Here is a 15,916-nt window from a genome sequence, read left to right as displayed (position 1 = left end):
ATGCTGCAAGTCAACCAACTGAACCAGTACTACGGCGCCGCGCACACGCTGCGCGGGGTGTCGCTCAACGTCGAAAAGGGCAAGTGCCTGTCGCTGCTGGGACGCAACGGCGTGGGCAAGACCACGCTGCTCAAATGCCTGATGGGCGTGCTGCCGGTGGCCAGGGGCAACGTCACGTTCGACGGCCACGACATCACCAAACTCAAGCCGCACCAGCGCGCCAAGCTCGGCATCGCCTACGTGCCGCAGGGCCGCGAGATTTTCGCGCGCCTGACGGTGGAAGAGAACATGCTCATGGGCATGGCCACCAAGTCCGGCCGCAAGGCCTCGATGATCAAGGGCGAGGTCTACGAGCTGTTCCCGGTGCTGAAGGAAATGCTGCACCGGCGCGGCGGCGACCTCTCCGGCGGCCAGCAGCAGCAACTGGCGATCGCCCGCGCCTTGCTGGCCGAGCCCAAGCTGATCATCCTGGATGAGCCAACCGAAGGCATCCAGCCTTCGATCATCAAGGATATCGGCCGCGTCATCAGCCTGTTGCGTCAGCGCGGCGATATCGGCATTTTGCTGTGCGAACAATATTTCGATTTCGCGCGCGAGCTGGCCGACACCTTTGCCGTGATGTCGCGCGGCGAAGTGGTGGCGGCCGGCACGCAAGACCAGATGGATGACGAGAACGTCAAGAAACACCTGGCGGTGTAACGCCGGCGGCCCCGCCGCCGCGCATGCCGCTTCGGCAAGGCATGCGTTTTTGCGGCAGGTCTGCTATAACAACGCATCTTCATGCCGTGCGCGCAGGGAGCGTTCAACTTCCCGGCGCGCGGCGTTGCCGCCCGTTCCGAATTCCAGCCCGAACTCCAGCATTGTCGTCTTTGTATGAAACGCATTTCCGGCCAAGCCGACGCCGCCAGCACGTCCCCGCCCCTTCCCGTCGCCGCGACAGGAGGGAGCGCTGCGCATGCTGAGCAAAAACACGCGCCGGACCACGCCCGCCTGCTGCTGGGCTTCACCGATGACGCCGGCACCACGCGCCTGACGCGGCGCCAGCACTTCGGCCCGCTACGCGTGCAAAAACCGCTGTACCCCGAAACGCCCGCGGTGTGCCACGCCATCATCGTGCATCCGCCCGGCGGCATCGTCGGCGGCGACCAGCTGGCGATCGCGGCCGAGCTTGGCGACGGCGCCCATGCGCTGCTGACCACGCCGGGCGCCGGCAAGTGGTACCGCGCCAATGGCGGCGTCTCGCGCCAGGCGGTATCGCTGCGGGCCGGCGCCGGTGCGACGCTGGAATGGCTGCCGCAGGAAACCATCTTCTTCGATGCCGCCGACGTGCGCATGGAGCACGAGGTCGAACTGGCCGCGAATGCCGCCTATATCGGCGCCGAGATCCTGTGCTTCGGCCGCACCGCCTCCGGCGAGCGCTTCAACAGCGGCAGCGTCGGCCAGCGCACCGCCATCCGCCGCGGCGGCAAGCTGGTATGGTTCGAACAGGGCAAGCTGCAAGCCGAAGCCGGCGCCATGCACGGCCCGTTGGCGCTGGATGGCCAGACCGTGTGCGCCACCCTGGTCGCGGTAGGCGACGGCATGGACAATGCCCTGCTGGGCGCCTTGCGCGAGACCATCGGCGCGCTGGCGCTGGAAGGCCGCAGCGGCGCCACGCTGATGAAGCAGGTGCTGGTGGCGCGCTACATGGGTCAATCCAGCCAGGTGGCGCGGCAATGGCTGCACGCGGCGTGGCATGTGCTGCGCCCGCCGCTCATGCGGCGCGATGCGGCCATACCGCGCATCTGGAATACCTGAATACACAAGAAGCATCCAACCCTAGAACATTCGTAGAACCTGAAGGCCGCAAGCCGGCCGGGAGCCAACATGGAACTGACACCAAGGGAAAAAGACAAGCTGCTGATCTTCACCGCGGCGCTGCTGGCCGAACGCCGCCGCGCGCGCGGGCTGAAGCTGAACTATCCGGAATCGGTGGCGCTGATCACCGCCGCCATCATGGAAGGCGCGCGCGACGGCAAGACCGTGGCCGAACTGATGGCCGAAGGCGCCACCATCCTCACGCGCGCCGATGTCATGGAAGGGGTGCCGGAAATGATCCCCGATATCCAGGTGGAAGCCACCTTCCCGGACGGCAGCAAGCTGGTGACCGTCCACCATCCGATCCCTTGAATTTCTGACACAGGAGCACGCCATGATCCCAGGCGAAATGCTGGTCGAGCCCGGCGACATCGAACTCAATGTCGGCCGCGCCACCGCCACCATCACCGTGGCCAACAGCGGCGATCGGCCGATCCAGGTCGGTTCGCATTTCCACTTCTATGAGACCAACCCGGCGCTGCTGTTCGAGCGCGACGCGGCCTACGGCATGCGCCTCAACATCGCCGCCGGCACCGCGGTGCGTTTCGAGCCGGGCCAGCAGCGCACGGTCGAGCTGGTGGCGCTGGCGGGCGAGCGCCGCGTCTATGGTTTCAACGCGCTGGTGATGGGCGGCCTCAAGCAACGGAAAGGGTAAGACGATGAGCAAGATCTCCCGTTCGGCCTATGCCGAGATGTTCGGCCCCACCACCGGCGACCGCGTGCGCCTGGCCGATACCGAGCTGTTCCTGGAAGTGGAAAAGGATTACACGATCTACGGCGAGGAAGTGAAGTTCGGCGGCGGCAAGGTGATCCGCGACGGCATGGGCCAGTCGCAGCGCGCACACGCCGACGTGATGGATACCGTCATCACCAATGCGCTCATCGTCGACCATTGGGGCATCGTCAAGGCCGACATCGGCATCAAGTCGGGCAAGATCGCCGGCATCGGCAAGGCCGGCAATCCGGACATCCAGCCGGGCGTGACCATGGCCATCGGCGGCGCCACCGAGATCATCGCCGGCGAAGGCATGATCGTCACCGCCGGCGGCATCGACAGCCACATCCATTTCATCTGCCCGCAGCAGATCGAGGAAGCGCTGATGAGCGGCGTGACCACCATGATCGGCGGCGGCACGGGGCCTGCGGTGGGCACCGCGGCCACCACCTGCACGCCCGGCCCGTGGCACATCCATTCGATGCTGGCGGCGGCCGATGCCTTCCCGATGAACCTGGGCTTCCTCGGCAAGGGCAACGTCAGCCTGCCGCTGCCGCTGGAGGAACAGGTCCGCGCCGGCGCCATCGGCCTCAAGCTGCACGAGGACTGGGGTTCGACCCCGGCCGCCATCGACAACTGCCTGACGGTGGCCGACCGCATGGATATCCAGGTGGCGATCCACACCGATACGCTGAACGAAGGCGGCTTCCTGGAACACACGCTGGCCGCCTTCAAGGATCGCACCATCCACACCTTCCACACCGAAGGCGCGGGCGGCGGCCACGCGCCCGACATCATCGCGGCGGTGGGGCAAGGCAATGTGCTGCCCTCCTCCACCAACCCGACCCGGCCGTTCACCGTCAACACGCTGGACGAGCACCTCGACATGCTGATGGTGTGCCACCACCTCGACCCGGCGATTGCCGAAGACATCGCCTTCGCCGAATCGCGCATCCGGCGCGAGACGATCGCGGCCGAAGATATCCTGCACGACATCGGCGCGATCTCGATGATGTCGTCCGATTCGCAGGCCATGGGCCGCGTGGGCGAAGTGATCATGCGCACCTGGCAGACCGCGCACAAGATGAAGGTGCAGCGCGGTTCCCTGAAGGAAGACCCGTCGCGCAACGACAACTTCCGCATCAAGCGCTACATCGCCAAGTACACCATCAATCCGGCCATCACGCACGGCGTCTCGCATGTGGTGGGTTCGCTGGAGATCGGCAAGATCGCCGACATCGTGCTGTGGAAGCCGGCCTTCTTCGGCGCCAAGCCGTCGATGATCCTGAAAAGCGGCATGATCGCGGCGGCCCAGATGGGCGACCCCAACGCCTCCATCCCGACCCCGCAGCCGGTACACTACCGCATGATGTTCGGCGCCTACGGCGGCGGCCTGAAGACCTCGATGACCTTCGTCTCGCAGGCGGCCTTCAACGCCGGCATCGGCGAGCAGTTGAAGCTGAACAAACCGCTGGTGGCGGTGAAGAACATGCGCAACCTGCGCAAGAGCGACATGATCCACAACGGCGCCACGCCGAAGATGGAAGTCGATTCCGAAACCTATGAAGTGCGCGCCGACGGCGAATTGCTGGTATGCGAACCGGCCAGGTCGCTGCCGCTGGCGCAACGTTATTTCCTGTTTTGATACCTATGCTGACACTCAATACCAAGATCGAACAGGCCGACCGGATCGATGGCGAACTGGTGCTGCCGTATGACCAGCGCGAGAAGAGCCGCCTGCGCGCCACCCTGGTTTCCGGCGAGGATGCGGCAGTGTTCACGCTGCGCGGCACGGTGCTGCGCGACGGCGACCTGCTGCGCGGCGACGACGGCCGCGTGGTGAAGATCACCGCCGCGCTGGAGCCAACCTACCGCGTCGACGCCGCCGATGCGCACCTGCTGCTGCGCTGCGCCTTCCACCTCGGCAATCGCCATACGCAGGCGCACATCGGCCACGAGGGCGGCGCCGGTTTCCTGCGCATCCGCAAGGATCCGGTGCTCAAGGAAATGCTGGAAGGCCTGGGCGCGCGCGTGTCCGAAGAGCAGGCCGCGTTCGAGCCGGAAGCGGGCGCCTATGGCGGCGGCCATCACCATCATGGCGATGACCACCACAACCCGCTGGCGCCGATCCCGCTGCGCCAGAAGATCCATCGCCCCAACGATCCGCAGCCATCCTGAACGCCATGCAAGCCACCGCCCTGCTCCACTTGCTGCAGCTGTCGAGCCCATCGCTGCCGATTGGCGCATACAGCTATTCGCAAGGACTGGAAGCGGCCATCGAGAACGGCAGCGTGAGCAACGAGGCCGGCGCCAAGGCCTGGATCGCGCAAGCCTTGCATGAAGTGGTGGCGCGCTTCGAGGCGCCGGTCTTCCTGCGCCTGATGCAGGCGTTCCAGAGTCGCGACGCCGCGGCGGTCGCGCTGTGGAGCGAGCGCTTCACGGCCGCGCGCGACACCTCGGAATTCCGCGCCGAGACGATCCAGATGGGCTATTCGCTGGGCAAGCTGGCCGCCGACCTCAAGCTGGGCGACGCCGAGCTGCTGGCGATCCTGCAGGCGCAACCCGAGATACCGCTGCCCACCGCGCTGGCGTTCGCCGCCGTGGCGCTGGAGGTGCCGCTGGCCGAAGCGGTGCTGGGCATGCTGTTTTCCTGGGCCGAGAACCAGGTGCTGGCCTGCGTGAAGACCGTGCCGCTGGGCCAGGTCGCCGGCCAGCGCATGCTGCTGGCGCTGCGGCCCGAACTGGAACGGGCGGCGGCCACGGCGCAGGCGCTGCCAGACGACGAACTGTCGAACTGGTCGCCCGGCCTGTCGCTGCTGTCGATGCAGCACGAGGTGCAGTACAGCCGCATCTACCGATCTTGATATCGACCTGATATCGCCCAGGATGCCAACCCGAACATTCAACACCACCAAGAGACCGAACATATGAGCAATCCCACTTCCAATCCGCTGCGCGTGGGCATCGGCGGCCCGGTCGGCTCCGGCAAGACGGCGCTGTGCGAAATGCTGTGCAAGCGCATGCGCGACCGCTACGACATGGCCGTCATCACCAATGACATCTATACCAAGGAAGACATGGAGATCCTGCTGCGCGCCGATGCGCTGCCAGCCGAGCGCCTGATGGGCGTGGAGACCGGCGGCTGCCCGCACACGGCCATCCGCGAGGACGCCTCGATCAACCTGGAGGCGATCGCGCGCATGAGCGCCGACTTCCCCGACCTCGACCTGATCCTGGTGGAGTCCGGCGGCGACAACCTGGCCGCCACCTTCAGCCCGGAACTGTCGGACCTGACCATCTACGTGATCGACGTGGCCGGCGGCGAGAAGATTCCGCGCAAGGGCGGCCCCGGCATCACTCGTTCGGATCTGCTGATCATCAACAAGACCGACCTGGCGCCGTATGTCGGCGCCAATCTGGATATCATGGCGGCCGATGCCAAGCGCATGCGCGGCGAGCGCCCCTTCGTCTTCACCAACCTGCGCAGCGGCGACGGTGTGGAAAAGGTGATCGACTACATCCGCAAGCAGGGCCTGCTGGACAACAAGCCGAAGAACTGAGGCGCCGCGCTGCGCCGCCCCATCCAACGATTTCAGACGATTTGATTTCAGCTACGCACAAGGAGAAAACATGTTTGCACTCTCGACCAAACACCGCGCCCGCCTGGGCATGCTGGCCGTGACCGCGCTGGCAGCCGGTTCGGCGGCGGCGCACCCCGGCCATCCGGATTCGGTGATGCACGCCTCGGCCAGCTTCATGAGCGGCTTCGAACATCCGTTCTCGGGCATCGACCACCTGCTGGCCATGCTGGCGGTTGGCCTGTGGGCCGCGCAGAACAAGCAGCGCACACTGTGGGTGTTGCCGCTGGCCTTTCCGCTGATGATGGTGGCGGGCGCGCTGCTGGCGATCGCCGGCCTGAGCGTGCCGGCGGTGGAAACCGGCATCGCCGCTTCGGTGGCGGTACTGGGCTTGCTGATCGCGTTCGCGGTGCGCATGCCGCTGTGGGGCAGCACCCTGGTGGTATCGCTGTTTGCACTGTTCCACGGCTATGCGCACGGCGCTGAACTGCCGCACGGCTCGTCGGCCGCGATGTACGGCATCGGCTTCATCCTGGCCACCGCACTGCTGCATGCGGCCGGCCTGGTGGTGGGGGTGGTGGCCGGCCGCCAGATGGCCGACCGCGTAGTGCGCATCGGCGGCGTGGGCATCGCCGCCGTGGGCGCTTACCTGCTGGCGGCCTGAAGCGCGTCCTGATCCGCGTCTTGTTCTGAACGGCGGCCGCCTGGCGCGGCCAGCCAGCCATCCAGCACGGTCTCGCTGCCCTTGGGCAGATGCAGGCCGAGCTTGGAGCGCCGCCACAGGATGTCGGCGGCGCAGGTGGCCCACTCGTGGCGCACCAGATAGTCCACCTCGGCGGCGTACAGCCCGGCGAGGATTTCCTCCCCCATCTCTTCGAGCTTGCCGCGGCCCTTGAGCAGTGTATGCGTGCGGCTGCCGTAGGCGCGCGCATAGCGGCGCAGCAGTTGCGGCGGCAACCAGGCGTATTGCGCCTGCAAGCCTTGCACGAAGCCGTCGAACTCGCGCACCGAACGATTTTCCGGCAGCGCGCCGAACAGGTCGCCGCCCGGCAGGCAGGCGCCGGCGGTCCATGCCGCGCGGTTGTTGCCCAGCAGCGGCGCGATCATGTCGACCGCCTCTTCGGCCAGCTTGCGGAAGGTGGTGATCTTGCCGCCGAACACCGACAGGAGCGGCGCGCCTTCCCGGTTCAGGTCGAGCTGGTAGTCGCGCGTGACGGCCGAAGCGTCGGCCGCCGCGTCTTCCAGCAGCGGGCGCACGCCGGCATATGACCACACCACGTCGGCAGGCGCGATGGGCTTGCTGAAGTAGCGGTTGGACAGCGTGCAGAGATAGGCGATTTCATCGGCCGAGATGGCGACGTTTTCAGTGGCGCCCCGGTACTCGACGTCAGTGGTGCCGATCAGCGTGAAGTCGCGCTCATAGGGAATGGCGAACACGATGCGGCCGTCCGGGTTCTGGAAGATGTAGGCGTGGTCGTGCTCGAACAGGCGCCTGACCACGATGTGGCTGCCCTTGACCAGCCGCACCGACTTGCTGGAACGCACATGGGCGGACTCGCCCAGGAATTGCGCCACCCACGGGCCGCTGGCATTGACCACGCAGCGCGCGCGCAACTGCAGCAGGTGGCCGTCCGCCTGGCGCAGGCTGGCCTGCCACTGCTCGCCCTGGCGGACGATGGATTCGCAGCGGGTGCGGGTGAAAATGCGCGCGCCGTTCTCGGCGGCGTCCATGGCGTTGAGCACGACCAGCCGGGCATCGTCGACCCAGCCGTCCGAATACACGAAGCCGCGCGTGAACTCGGGCTTGAGCGGGGCGCCCGAGGCGTGGCGGCGCAGGTCCAGCCCGCGCGAGCCCGGCAGCAGTTCGCGCCGCGCCAGGTGGTCGTACAGGAACATGCCCAGGCGGATCAGCCAGGCCGGGCGCTGGCCGCGGTCGTGCGGCATGACGAAACGCAACGGCCACATGATGTGCGGGGCGCTGCGCAACAGCACCTCGCGCTCGATCAGCGCCTTGCGCACCAGGCCGAACTCGTAGTGCTCAAGATAACGCAGGCCGCCGTGGATCAGCTTGGACGACGACGACGAGGTATGCGCCGCCAGGTCGTGCTGTTCGCACAGCGCCACCGACAGGCCGCGGCCGGCCGCGTCGCGCGCGATGCCGGCGCCGTTGATGCCGCCGCCGACGACCAGGACGTCGCACTCCAGGGGGAAGGATACCGATTGTTTGCTGTGTGCTTGCATGCCGTATCGCCTCTTACAGGACGCGCTTGCGGATCTGCGTCACCGCCACTTCGGTGACGATGACGATGGCGAAGATCGAGACCAGCACGGTTGCCACGCGCGGCCACTGGAACAGGTTCAGCGCGGTATCGAGCACCATGCCCACGCCGCCGGCGCCGACGATGCCCAGCACCGCCGATTCACGCACGTTGATGTCCCAGCGCAACAGCACGATGGACATGAAGGCCGGTTTCAGCTGCGGCCAGTAGCCGTACCAGATCTCGGAGAACTTGCCAGCCCCCGAGGCCTGCAGCGCTTCGATCGGCCCGCGCGGCATCTGCTCGATGGTTTCGCCGGCCATCTTGCCGACGAAGCCGATCGAGCGGAAGGCAATGGCCAGGGTGCCGGCCAGCGGGCCGGGGCCGAAGATCGCCAGGAACAGCAGCGCCCACACCAGCGAATTGACCGAACGGCTGGCCACCAGCACGATGCGCGCGAACAAGTTGAGTCCGCGGTGGGGCGTCAGGTTGGAAGCGACCAACAGGCCGAACGGGATCGCCAGCACGATCGACAGCAGCGTACCCAGCGTGGCGATATGCAAGGTCTCGATCAGGCCGGCCTTCACATCGGTGCCGAAGTAATCCCAGTCGATGGGCCACATGCGGCCCAGCATGTCGCTCATCTGTTCCGGCGCGTCGTACAGGAACTCGGGGATGATCTCGATGTAGCGCAGCGACTGCACCACGGCGGCCGCGATGACCAGCCAGACGGCGAAGCGCAGCAGGCGCTGCAACGGCGTATGGCGCTGCCATTCGCGCTCGGCCGGACTGATGGCGGCCTGCGGGTTGCGGAGTGCGGTATCAGACATGGAAGACCTTCTTGACCGAGTTCGCCAGCAGTTCGCCGACGACGATGATGGTGATGATGGTGACCAGGATGGTGAACACGAAATCGTAGTCGAAGCGCTGGAAGGCGGAGAACAGCACGCCGCCCACGCCGCCGGCGCCGACGATGCCGACCATGGTCGAATTGCGCAGGTTGGAGTCGAGCTGGTAGGTGGAGAAGCCGACGAAGCGCGACAGCACCTGCGGCAGCACGCCGAACAGGATCACGTTCATGAACGAGGCGCCGGTGGCGCGGATGGCTTCGACTTGCTTGATCGAGATCTCTTCGATGGCTTCGGCGAACAGCTTGCCGATGAAACCGATCGAGGCCACGATCAGCGCCAGCACGCCGGCCAGCGCGCCGAATCCCACCGCCTTGACGAACAGGATGGCGACGATCACCGGATGCAGCGAACGGCACACCGAGACGAAGGCGCGCGCGGGCCAGGAGATCCAGGCCGGCATCAGGTTGCGCGCGCCCATCAGGCCGATCGGCAGCGAGAGCAGGATGCCGAACAGCGAGGCCAGCACGGCGATCTGCAGGGTTTCCTTGATGCCGTCCCACAGGATGTCGCCCTTGCTGACGTCAGGCGGGAACATGCGGCCGAGGAACTTGGCGCCATTGCCCAGTCCCGCGGAAAAACGCTCCCACGAAAAGCCCAGTTGGGTGGCGGCGTAGACCGCGTACAGCAGGATCAGCCAGACGGCGATGCGGGTGGCGAGCTGCGGGCGGAAGGCCAGGCTGACGCGGCCGTTGTTGGAATGGAGGACGGTGCTCATGCCAGCCAATCCTCGCCGCCGTAGATCTGCTTGAGGAAATCGTCGGACAGGTTCTCGGCATTGCCGTCGTAGACCACGTGCCCGCCGGACATGCCGATGATGCGGTCGGCGTAGCGCTTGGCCAGTTCGACGTCGTGGATGTTGACGATCACCGGGATCTTCTGCGCGCGGCCCTGTTCCTTCAGCAGCGAAATGATCTCGAAGGAGGTCTTGGGATCCAGCGAGGAGGTCGGCTCATCGGCCAGCAGCAGGCGCGGGCGCTGCATCAGCGCGCGCGCGATGCCCACGCGCTGGCGCTGGCCGCCGGACAGCGCGTCGGCGCGCTGGTTGGCAAAGTTGCCCAGGCCCACGGTATCGAGCAGCTCGAAGGCATGGGCGATGTCTTCCTTGGCGAAGTTGCGGCGCCATGCGGTCCAGGCGTTGACGTAACCGAGGCGGCCGCAGAGCAGGTTTTCCATCACCGACAGGCGCTCCACCAGGTTGTATTCCTGGAACACCATGCCGATGTGGCGGCGCGCCTCGCGCAGGGCGCGGCCGCGCAGTTCGGCCAGGTTCACACGCCTGCCTTCGCTGTCGAACCAGATGGCGCCGCGGCTGGGGTCGACCAGGCGGTTGATGCAGCGGATCAGGGTCGACTTGCCGGTGCCGGAAGGGCCGATGATGGCAACCAGGCCGGCGTCGCCGATCTTCAGGTCGATGCCTTTGAGGATGGGATGGCCGGGCTTGTATTCCTTGACCAAGCCCTGGATTTCGATGGCGTGTGACATGGGCGGAGCTTTCTCTCGGTGGTCGCGGCGCGGCTGCAGGACGCAGGCGGCCGCGGCCCGGGATCGCTCCCGGGCCGGTGTTGCGTGAATCGGTATGTTGCGGTTGTTGCGCAGCCCACGCCGCTATGCGCGTGCATGGCCGTGGGCGGATGACGCGGCTTACTTCTTGCCGGAGTTCTGCTTGTCGTAAGCGGCGCGGTTGAAGGATTCGCCGGCGGCGTGGGCGACGAAGCGCACCATTTCGAAGTCCTTCTTGTAGTTGATCGGGTAGAAGCGGTCGGCGCCGGCGAAGGCCTTCTTCAACTCATCGGTGAAGCGGTAATCGTAGAAGCACTTGAGCATCTTGTCGCGGAAGACCGGCTCCAGATCGTGCGCGTAGGCGAAATCCTGGGTCGGGAATTTTTCGCTGTGCCAGATCACGCGGAAGTTCTCGGCCTTGATCACGCCGCGCTCCACCATGCGGTCGAACACGTCGGAGGCGATCGCGGCGGCGTCGTAGTCGCCCGAGTTCACGCCCAGGATGGACTGGTCATGCTTGCCGGAGAAGATGACCTTGTAGTCCTTGTCCGGCGTCACGCCCAGCTTGGGGAACAGGGCCATCGGCGCCATGTGGCCGGAGTTCGACGAGGGCGCGGTGTGCGCGACTTTCTTGCCCTTGAGGTCGGTCATCTTCTGGATCGTGCTGTCCTTGCGTACGATCACGTTGAGTGTATAGCCCTGGTAGCCCTTGGCGTCGCCGATCACGGCGAACGGCACGGCGCCGGCGATGTTGACGGCGAAGTTGGTGGGGCCCGGCGAGAAGCCGCCGACGTGCAGGCGGCCCGAGCGCATCGCTTCGATTTCAGCGGCGTTGGACTGCACCTGGAAGAACACGACCTTCTTGGCGGTGCATTGCGACAGATAGTCGGTGAAGGGCTTGAAGATCTTGTCGTAGACGGCCGGGTCCTCCACCGGGGTGAAGGTGAACACCAAGGTGTTGGGGGTCTTCAGCTTCTTGGGATCGGTCGGGGTATCGGCCGTCAGGTCGTTGTTGGCGTCGCAGTATTGCTGGTCGAGGTCGCCGCGGTTGGGGCAATTGTCCTGCGCGAAGGCGATCGCCGGAACGGCGAGGGCCAGGGCGAGCAGGGTCTTGATCAGACGCTGGGTCATGCTGTCTCCTGAAGATGGTTATGGTCATTGCCGGATTTCATGCGTCATGTGGGGCGCATGCCGGAAGATGTGCGGGAGTGTAGGCGAGGGCCGCGGCTTTTGCCACCCTGCGGCCGATGAAAGCCGCACTTTCCTTGCAGCGACCTTTCCGCCGGCTTTCAATCTGCTTTCAAGGGCGGCCCTGTGTCCATTTGCCGGGCGCGGCAACGGCCCCAGGATACCCGCCACGCCCACCACACCCGCAGCGGGACTCGCGCCGGGCGCGGTTTGGCGGTATAAAGGCGGCTGACCAACAAGAACCACACCGGAGATCATGCATATCCTGCTGGTAGAGGACGACATCGACATGTCGCGCGCCTTGCTGAGGGCGCTGGAGCGGCGCGGCTTCCAGGTCACGCATTGCGCCGACGGCATCAGCGCGCTGTCGCACATCAAGGATGGCATCGGCGACCTGGTGGTGCTGGACCTCAATATCCCCGGCCTGGATGGCTTGCACCTGCTGCAGCGCATCCGCTCGCAGGACATCCATACGCCGGTGATCGTACTGACCGCGCGCGGCGCGGTGGGCGACCGCGTGGTGGGGCTCAATGCCGGCGCCGACGACTACCTGGCCAAGCCGTTCGACCTGGATGAACTGGATGCGCGCATCCGCGCCTTGCTGCGCCGCCGGAACAATGCCGAGGACGGCTTCCTGCGTTGCGGCCGGCTGAAACTGGAGCGCGGTTCGGGTGCCGCCTATTGCGACGACGATCCGCTGGAATTCACGCCGCGCGAGCATACGCTGTTAAAGGCGCTGATCGCCAAGCCGGGGCATGCCGTGACCAAGGAACGCCTGTTCAGGCTGGTGTTCCCGATGGAAGACAATACCCAGATCGAGGCCATCGAGGTGGTGGTGCATCGCCTGCGCAAGAAGCTCATGCCCACCGGCACCGAGATCATGACGCTGCGCGGCCTGGGCTACCTGCTGCGCGTACGTCCAGCCGATAACGGGGACTGAGAAGATGCGCCTGCTGTCGCGCCGCCGCTCGGTACGCACTTACCTGCTGGCCTGGATCATCTCGCCGATCGCGCTGTTCATCGTGATCGATTCCTTCTCGCTGTATCGCAATACGCTGGAGTCGGTCAACACGGCCTACGATCGCATGCTGATCGCGTCGGTGCATTCGATCGGCGACTTGCTGCGCATCGAAAACGGCGAGCTGAAAGCCTCGCTGCCCTATGCCGCGCTGGAGATCTACGAGGCCGACTATTCCAGCCGCATGATCTATCGCATCAACGACCTCGACGGCAAGCTCTTCGACGGCGATGACGATTTGCCCGCCTATTCGGGCAAGGCTGACAGGTCCGCCATCTATCCATCGCTGGCGCATATCTATGAAGATACTTATAACGGCGCACCGGTGCGCGTGGCCGCGCTATTCCAGCCGGTAGCGACCAATGGCCCGCGCGGCACGGCGCTGGTGCAGGTAGCCGAGACCATGGAGAACCGCAGCGCGCTGGCGCGCAAGATCTTCTGGGAGACGCTGGTGCGCCAGATGGCGTTGCTGGTGGTGATCGTCTCGGTGACGCTGTATGTGGTGTCGCGCGCGCTGCAACCGGTCGACGCGCTGCGGCGCCAGCTCGATGAGCGTAGCGCCGATGATTTGTCGCCGGTGGCGCCGCCCATGTCGCCACGCGAATTGCAGCCGTTCATCAATGCACTGAACCAGTTGATGGCGCGCCTGCGCCGCCTGCTGGATCACCAGCAGCGCTTTGTCGCCAATGCCTCGCACCAGTTGCGCACGCCGCTGGCGGTGCTGAAGACGCAGCTGCAGTCCGGCTTGCGCGGCGATGCGCCGGCGCAGGAAATCCTGGCCGAGATGTCCGGCACGGTGGACCGTGCGACCAACCTGGCCAACCAGTTGCTATCGTTGGCCAAGGTGGAGCAATTGCGCGGGCGCGGCGTGCAGGAGGTATGCGACCTGGGCATGCTGGCGCGCGAGACGGCGGTCGACCTGTCGCCGCTGATCGCTGAGAAGAATCTCGATTTCGAGTTGGAGGGCGGCAAGGCGTTCGTCATGGGCCATCCGTGGATGGTCAGCGAACTCATTTCCAACCTGCTGCATAACGCGATCCGCCATACGCCTGCGGGCGGCAGGCTGGGCATACGCATCCGGCAAGAGAATCAACGCATCGAATTGCTGGTGTGGGACAGCGGCGGCGGCATCGCCCCCGAAGCGATGGATACCGTGTTCAAGGCATTTTCTTCCAGCGGTTCTTCCTCAGGCGGCCTGGGCCTGACCATTTGCGGCGAGATCGTCGATTCCATGGGCGCCACCATTAATTTGCATAACCGCTTCGAAGGCGGCCATGCGACCTGCGTTGGGCTCAATGCCAGTGTCGTGTTCCCGATAGTTCCGCATTCCTGATGCCAGCGGTTGCTACACTGGGAACCCGCCGTTTATTTTATTAGTCCCTTATGGCTGCATCATCTATCAAGGCTGTCGCGCTCAGCGCGGCGTCACGCTCCGGCTCCATCTTGTCGACGGAGCAGGAAGCATTCAATGCCTTGATCCGGCAGATCGGCCGGCAACGGGAGTTGCTTGCCGCCTGGGAGCAGGCAGGCGGATTGTTCCAGAAGATCTATGCCGCGGAATTAGTCCCGCTGCGCCTGACTGCCAGCCGTCTCGCGCGTGAACTGATATTGAAGCTGGACGCGCATGAAAGCCATGAGGAACTCAGTTCTTCGGAGCGGCAAACGATATCGGCATTGGTTCTCAGGCTGCTGCGGGAGTTTGACAGCGAGGCATTGGATGCGGAACTCAAGGTAATCTACAACCGGCATGGTTCTTCCGACTATGACCAGGAAGTGGCGCTGGAAGTGGCTGACATGAAGGCCGAACTTGAACAGATGTTCGGCGAGTCGCTGGGTGAAGATCTTGATGTGAGTTCGCGGGAAGAACTGATGCGGCGAGCGCGCGCCAAATTGGCACAGCAGCAAGCCAGGGAAGCGGCCAAAGAAGAAGCGCGAGCGCGCAGGAAAGATGAAAAGGCGTCGAAAGCCGGCCGCGCGAAGGCAGGGAAATCGACTGAATCCCCACTACGCAAGGAAAAATTGCAGGCTGAACTGGCCCAACCGCTGCGGGAGATCTATCGCAAGCTGGCCAGCGCCTTGCATCCCGATCGCGAACCCGATCCGCAATTGCGGATACGCAAGACCGCGCTCATGCAGTCATTGAACCAGGCCTATGCCGCGCAGGACTTGCTGAGATTGCTGGAACTGCAAATCGAGCTACAGCAGATCGATCGGGATGCGCTGCACGATATCGGCGATGAGCGGCTCAGGGAATACAACAGCCTGTTGCGAAATCAATCAGAGGCGCTTGAGAGAGAAATCCAGCAGACTGAAGCACAATTCGTTCACAGCTACGGCCTGACGGCTTCCCGGGACCTGGCGCCGGATACGCTTATTGCTTCGCTGCGTGCCGACATGGAAGAAGTGAAAACGAGCATCGATGTCATGGAAGACAGTCTGGGGAAATTTTCCGACCTTAAGGTGTTGAAGCGCTGGCTCAAGGACGAGAAGAAAAATATCAGGGCAGGTCAGGGCATCAGCGGTGGATAGCTGAAAGCTGCTGTTTTCTTGCTGGTCTTGCGAAGTCCTATTTCTTCGGGGGAGAGGAGAAGCCGGCATCAGCCGGTTTTTCTATTGTCCGCAGCGAAGGCGGATGGCCTTGCCGGTTTTATCAAGGTGAACCTGGGCAGTGATGTTGAATCACACGCGGGAATGATCCTGCGCCTGCAGTCCAGGAGTGATGACGGGATGCGTATGGACCTGTAAGGAGGTAGATGCAGGGGTTGCCACCGAATACGGCGTGCCTTGGCGGCGGGTATGGAGGTACGCTCGCAGAGGCAGCCCAAGCTTCCAAGCCGAAGCGAAGCCCAGAGCCAGAAGGGCTAAACGCTAAAACGCTCCCCCAACGCGGC

At 64.8% G+C, this 15,916-nt stretch carries 17 protein-coding genes; 12 read left to right on the top strand and 5 right to left on the bottom strand.

Features of this window, described 5'->3' with window-relative positions; translation table 11 throughout:
* The 9 genes from urtE (at window position 1) to FB598_RS05240 (ending at window position 6,814) form a co-directional block, all read left to right on the top strand.
* Window positions 1-699 carry an urea ABC transporter ATP-binding subunit UrtE gene (urtE, locus tag FB598_RS05280; RefSeq protein WP_141914156.1) on the top strand — a complete coding sequence of 233 codons (699 nt, stop codon included), beginning with the start codon at window positions 1-3 and terminating at the stop codon, window positions 697-699.
* 174 nt (window positions 700-873) lie between these two features.
* Complete coding sequence (locus FB598_RS05275) at window positions 874-1,797, top strand: urease accessory protein UreD (RefSeq protein ID WP_141914157.1); 924 nt, start codon at window positions 874-876, stop codon at window positions 1,795-1,797.
* Between the two features lie 69 nt (window positions 1,798-1,866).
* Complete coding sequence (locus FB598_RS05270) at window positions 1,867-2,169, top strand: urease subunit gamma (protein ID WP_141914158.1); 303 nt, start codon at window positions 1,867-1,869, stop codon at window positions 2,167-2,169.
* 22 nt (window positions 2,170-2,191) lie between these two features.
* Entirely contained in the window at window positions 2,192-2,512 is a 321-nt protein-coding gene (locus FB598_RS05265; protein ID WP_141914159.1) for an urease subunit beta, read from the top strand.
* 4 nt (window positions 2,513-2,516) lie between these two features.
* The gene (ureC, locus tag FB598_RS05260; RefSeq protein ID WP_141914160.1) at window positions 2,517-4,217 is read left to right on the top strand and encodes an urease subunit alpha; all 1,701 of its coding nucleotides are present in this window, start codon (window positions 2,517-2,519) and stop codon (window positions 4,215-4,217) included.
* A gap of 5 nt (window positions 4,218-4,222) precedes the next feature.
* Complete coding sequence (gene ureE, locus FB598_RS05255) at window positions 4,223-4,750, top strand: urease accessory protein UreE (RefSeq protein ID WP_141914161.1); 528 nt, start codon at window positions 4,223-4,225, stop codon at window positions 4,748-4,750.
* A 5-nt stretch (window positions 4,751-4,755) separates the two neighbouring features.
* Window positions 4,756-5,436 carry an urease accessory protein UreF gene (locus FB598_RS05250; protein WP_141914162.1) on the top strand — a complete coding sequence of 227 codons (681 nt, stop codon included), beginning with the start codon at window positions 4,756-4,758 and terminating at the stop codon, window positions 5,434-5,436.
* A gap of 63 nt (window positions 5,437-5,499) precedes the next feature.
* On the top strand, window positions 5,500-6,132 hold the full coding sequence (gene ureG, locus FB598_RS05245; protein WP_141914163.1) for an urease accessory protein UreG: 633 nt from the start codon (window positions 5,500-5,502) through the stop codon (window positions 6,130-6,132).
* Between the two features lie 70 nt (window positions 6,133-6,202).
* Window positions 6,203-6,814 (top strand): HupE/UreJ family protein, encoded by a 612-nt coding sequence (locus FB598_RS05240; RefSeq protein ID WP_141914164.1) that lies wholly within the window; start codon window positions 6,203-6,205, stop codon window positions 6,812-6,814.
* Here the strand turns inward: FB598_RS05240 and glpD are convergent.
* From glpD to phnD, 5 genes are all read right to left on the bottom strand, one after another.
* A complete protein-coding gene (gene glpD / locus FB598_RS05235) occupies window positions 6,796-8,391 on the bottom strand; it encodes a glycerol-3-phosphate dehydrogenase (protein ID WP_141914165.1) in 1,596 nt (531 codons plus the stop codon). The genes FB598_RS05240 and glpD overlap by 19 nt on opposite strands.
* Before the next feature lie 13 nt (window positions 8,392-8,404).
* The gene (phnE, locus tag FB598_RS05230) at window positions 8,405-9,238 is read right to left on the bottom strand and encodes a phosphonate ABC transporter, permease protein PhnE (protein WP_141914166.1); all 834 of its coding nucleotides are present in this window, start codon (window positions 9,236-9,238) and stop codon (window positions 8,405-8,407) included.
* Window positions 9,231-10,034 carry a phosphonate ABC transporter, permease protein PhnE gene (phnE, locus tag FB598_RS05225; RefSeq protein WP_141914167.1) on the bottom strand — a complete coding sequence of 268 codons (804 nt, stop codon included), beginning with the start codon at window positions 10,032-10,034 and terminating at the stop codon, window positions 9,231-9,233. Before phnE (FB598_RS05225) ends, phnE (FB598_RS05230) begins: the two co-directional genes overlap by 8 nt.
* Window positions 10,031-10,801: a phosphonate ABC transporter ATP-binding protein gene (phnC, locus tag FB598_RS05220; RefSeq protein WP_141914168.1), complete on the bottom strand. Its 771-nt coding sequence runs from the start codon at window positions 10,799-10,801 to the stop codon at window positions 10,031-10,033. Before phnC ends, phnE (FB598_RS05225) begins: the two co-directional genes overlap by 4 nt.
* A gap of 159 nt (window positions 10,802-10,960) precedes the next feature.
* The gene (gene phnD / locus FB598_RS05215) at window positions 10,961-11,950 is read right to left on the bottom strand and encodes a phosphate/phosphite/phosphonate ABC transporter substrate-binding protein (protein WP_141914169.1); all 990 of its coding nucleotides are present in this window, start codon (window positions 11,948-11,950) and stop codon (window positions 10,961-10,963) included.
* Between the two features lie 313 nt (window positions 11,951-12,263).
* On the opposite strand from phnD, the gene FB598_RS05210 reads away from it, so the two are divergent.
* From FB598_RS05210 to FB598_RS05200, 3 genes are read left to right on the top strand one after another with little or no spacing between them, the layout of a single operon-like run.
* Window positions 12,264-12,947 (top strand): response regulator transcription factor, encoded by a 684-nt coding sequence (locus FB598_RS05210; RefSeq protein WP_141914170.1) that lies wholly within the window; start codon window positions 12,264-12,266, stop codon window positions 12,945-12,947.
* Window positions 12,948-12,951: 4 nt separating this feature from the next.
* Window positions 12,952-14,358: a sensor histidine kinase gene (locus tag FB598_RS05205; RefSeq protein WP_141914171.1), complete on the top strand. Its 1,407-nt coding sequence runs from the start codon at window positions 12,952-12,954 to the stop codon at window positions 14,356-14,358.
* A 50-nt stretch (window positions 14,359-14,408) separates the two neighbouring features.
* The gene (locus tag FB598_RS05200; RefSeq protein ID WP_141914172.1) at window positions 14,409-15,554 is read left to right on the top strand and encodes a J domain-containing protein; all 1,146 of its coding nucleotides are present in this window, start codon (window positions 14,409-14,411) and stop codon (window positions 15,552-15,554) included.
* Window positions 15,555-15,916 lie beyond the last annotated feature (362 nt).

It is taken from the genome of Herbaspirillum sp. SJZ106, assembly GCF_006715495.1.
Taxonomy (GTDB): Bacteria; Pseudomonadota; Gammaproteobacteria; order Burkholderiales; family Burkholderiaceae_D; genus Herbaspirillum.
The sequence above is the reverse complement of the archived record's forward strand: the minus strand, read 5'-3'. Positions and strand labels throughout refer to the sequence as shown.

Excerpts from the sequence above, each read along its gene's own strand:
- urtE (WP_141914156.1), top strand. The coding sequence starts at position 1 with ATGCTGCAAGTCAACCAACTGAACCAGTACTACGGCGCCGCGCACACG.
- FB598_RS05275 (WP_141914157.1), top strand. The coding sequence starts at position 874 with ATGAAACGCATTTCCGGCCAAGCCGACGCCGCCAGCACGTCCCCGCCC.
- FB598_RS05270 (WP_141914158.1), top strand. The coding sequence starts at position 1,867 with ATGGAACTGACACCAAGGGAAAAAGACAAGCTGCTGATCTTCACCGCG.
- FB598_RS05265 (WP_141914159.1), top strand. The coding sequence starts at position 2,192 with ATGATCCCAGGCGAAATGCTGGTCGAGCCCGGCGACATCGAACTCAAT.
- ureC (WP_141914160.1), top strand. The coding sequence starts at position 2,517 with ATGAGCAAGATCTCCCGTTCGGCCTATGCCGAGATGTTCGGCCCCACC.
- ureE (WP_141914161.1), top strand. The coding sequence starts at position 4,223 with ATGCTGACACTCAATACCAAGATCGAACAGGCCGACCGGATCGATGGC.
- FB598_RS05250 (WP_141914162.1), top strand. The coding sequence starts at position 4,756 with ATGCAAGCCACCGCCCTGCTCCACTTGCTGCAGCTGTCGAGCCCATCG.
- ureG (WP_141914163.1), top strand. The coding sequence starts at position 5,500 with ATGAGCAATCCCACTTCCAATCCGCTGCGCGTGGGCATCGGCGGCCCG.
- FB598_RS05240 (WP_141914164.1), top strand. The coding sequence starts at position 6,203 with ATGTTTGCACTCTCGACCAAACACCGCGCCCGCCTGGGCATGCTGGCC.
- glpD (WP_141914165.1), bottom strand. The coding sequence starts at position 8,391 with ATGCAAGCACACAGCAAACAATCGGTATCCTTCCCCCTGGAGTGCGAC.
- phnE (WP_141914166.1), bottom strand. The coding sequence starts at position 9,238 with ATGTCTGATACCGCACTCCGCAACCCGCAGGCCGCCATCAGTCCGGCC.
- phnE (WP_141914167.1), bottom strand. The coding sequence starts at position 10,034 with ATGAGCACCGTCCTCCATTCCAACAACGGCCGCGTCAGCCTGGCCTTC.
- phnC (WP_141914168.1), bottom strand. The coding sequence starts at position 10,801 with ATGTCACACGCCATCGAAATCCAGGGCTTGGTCAAGGAATACAAGCCC.
- phnD (WP_141914169.1), bottom strand. The coding sequence starts at position 11,950 with ATGACCCAGCGTCTGATCAAGACCCTGCTCGCCCTGGCCCTCGCCGTT.
- FB598_RS05210 (WP_141914170.1), top strand. The coding sequence starts at position 12,264 with ATGCATATCCTGCTGGTAGAGGACGACATCGACATGTCGCGCGCCTTG.
- FB598_RS05205 (WP_141914171.1), top strand. The coding sequence starts at position 12,952 with ATGCGCCTGCTGTCGCGCCGCCGCTCGGTACGCACTTACCTGCTGGCC.
- FB598_RS05200 (WP_141914172.1), top strand. The coding sequence starts at position 14,409 with ATGGCTGCATCATCTATCAAGGCTGTCGCGCTCAGCGCGGCGTCACGC.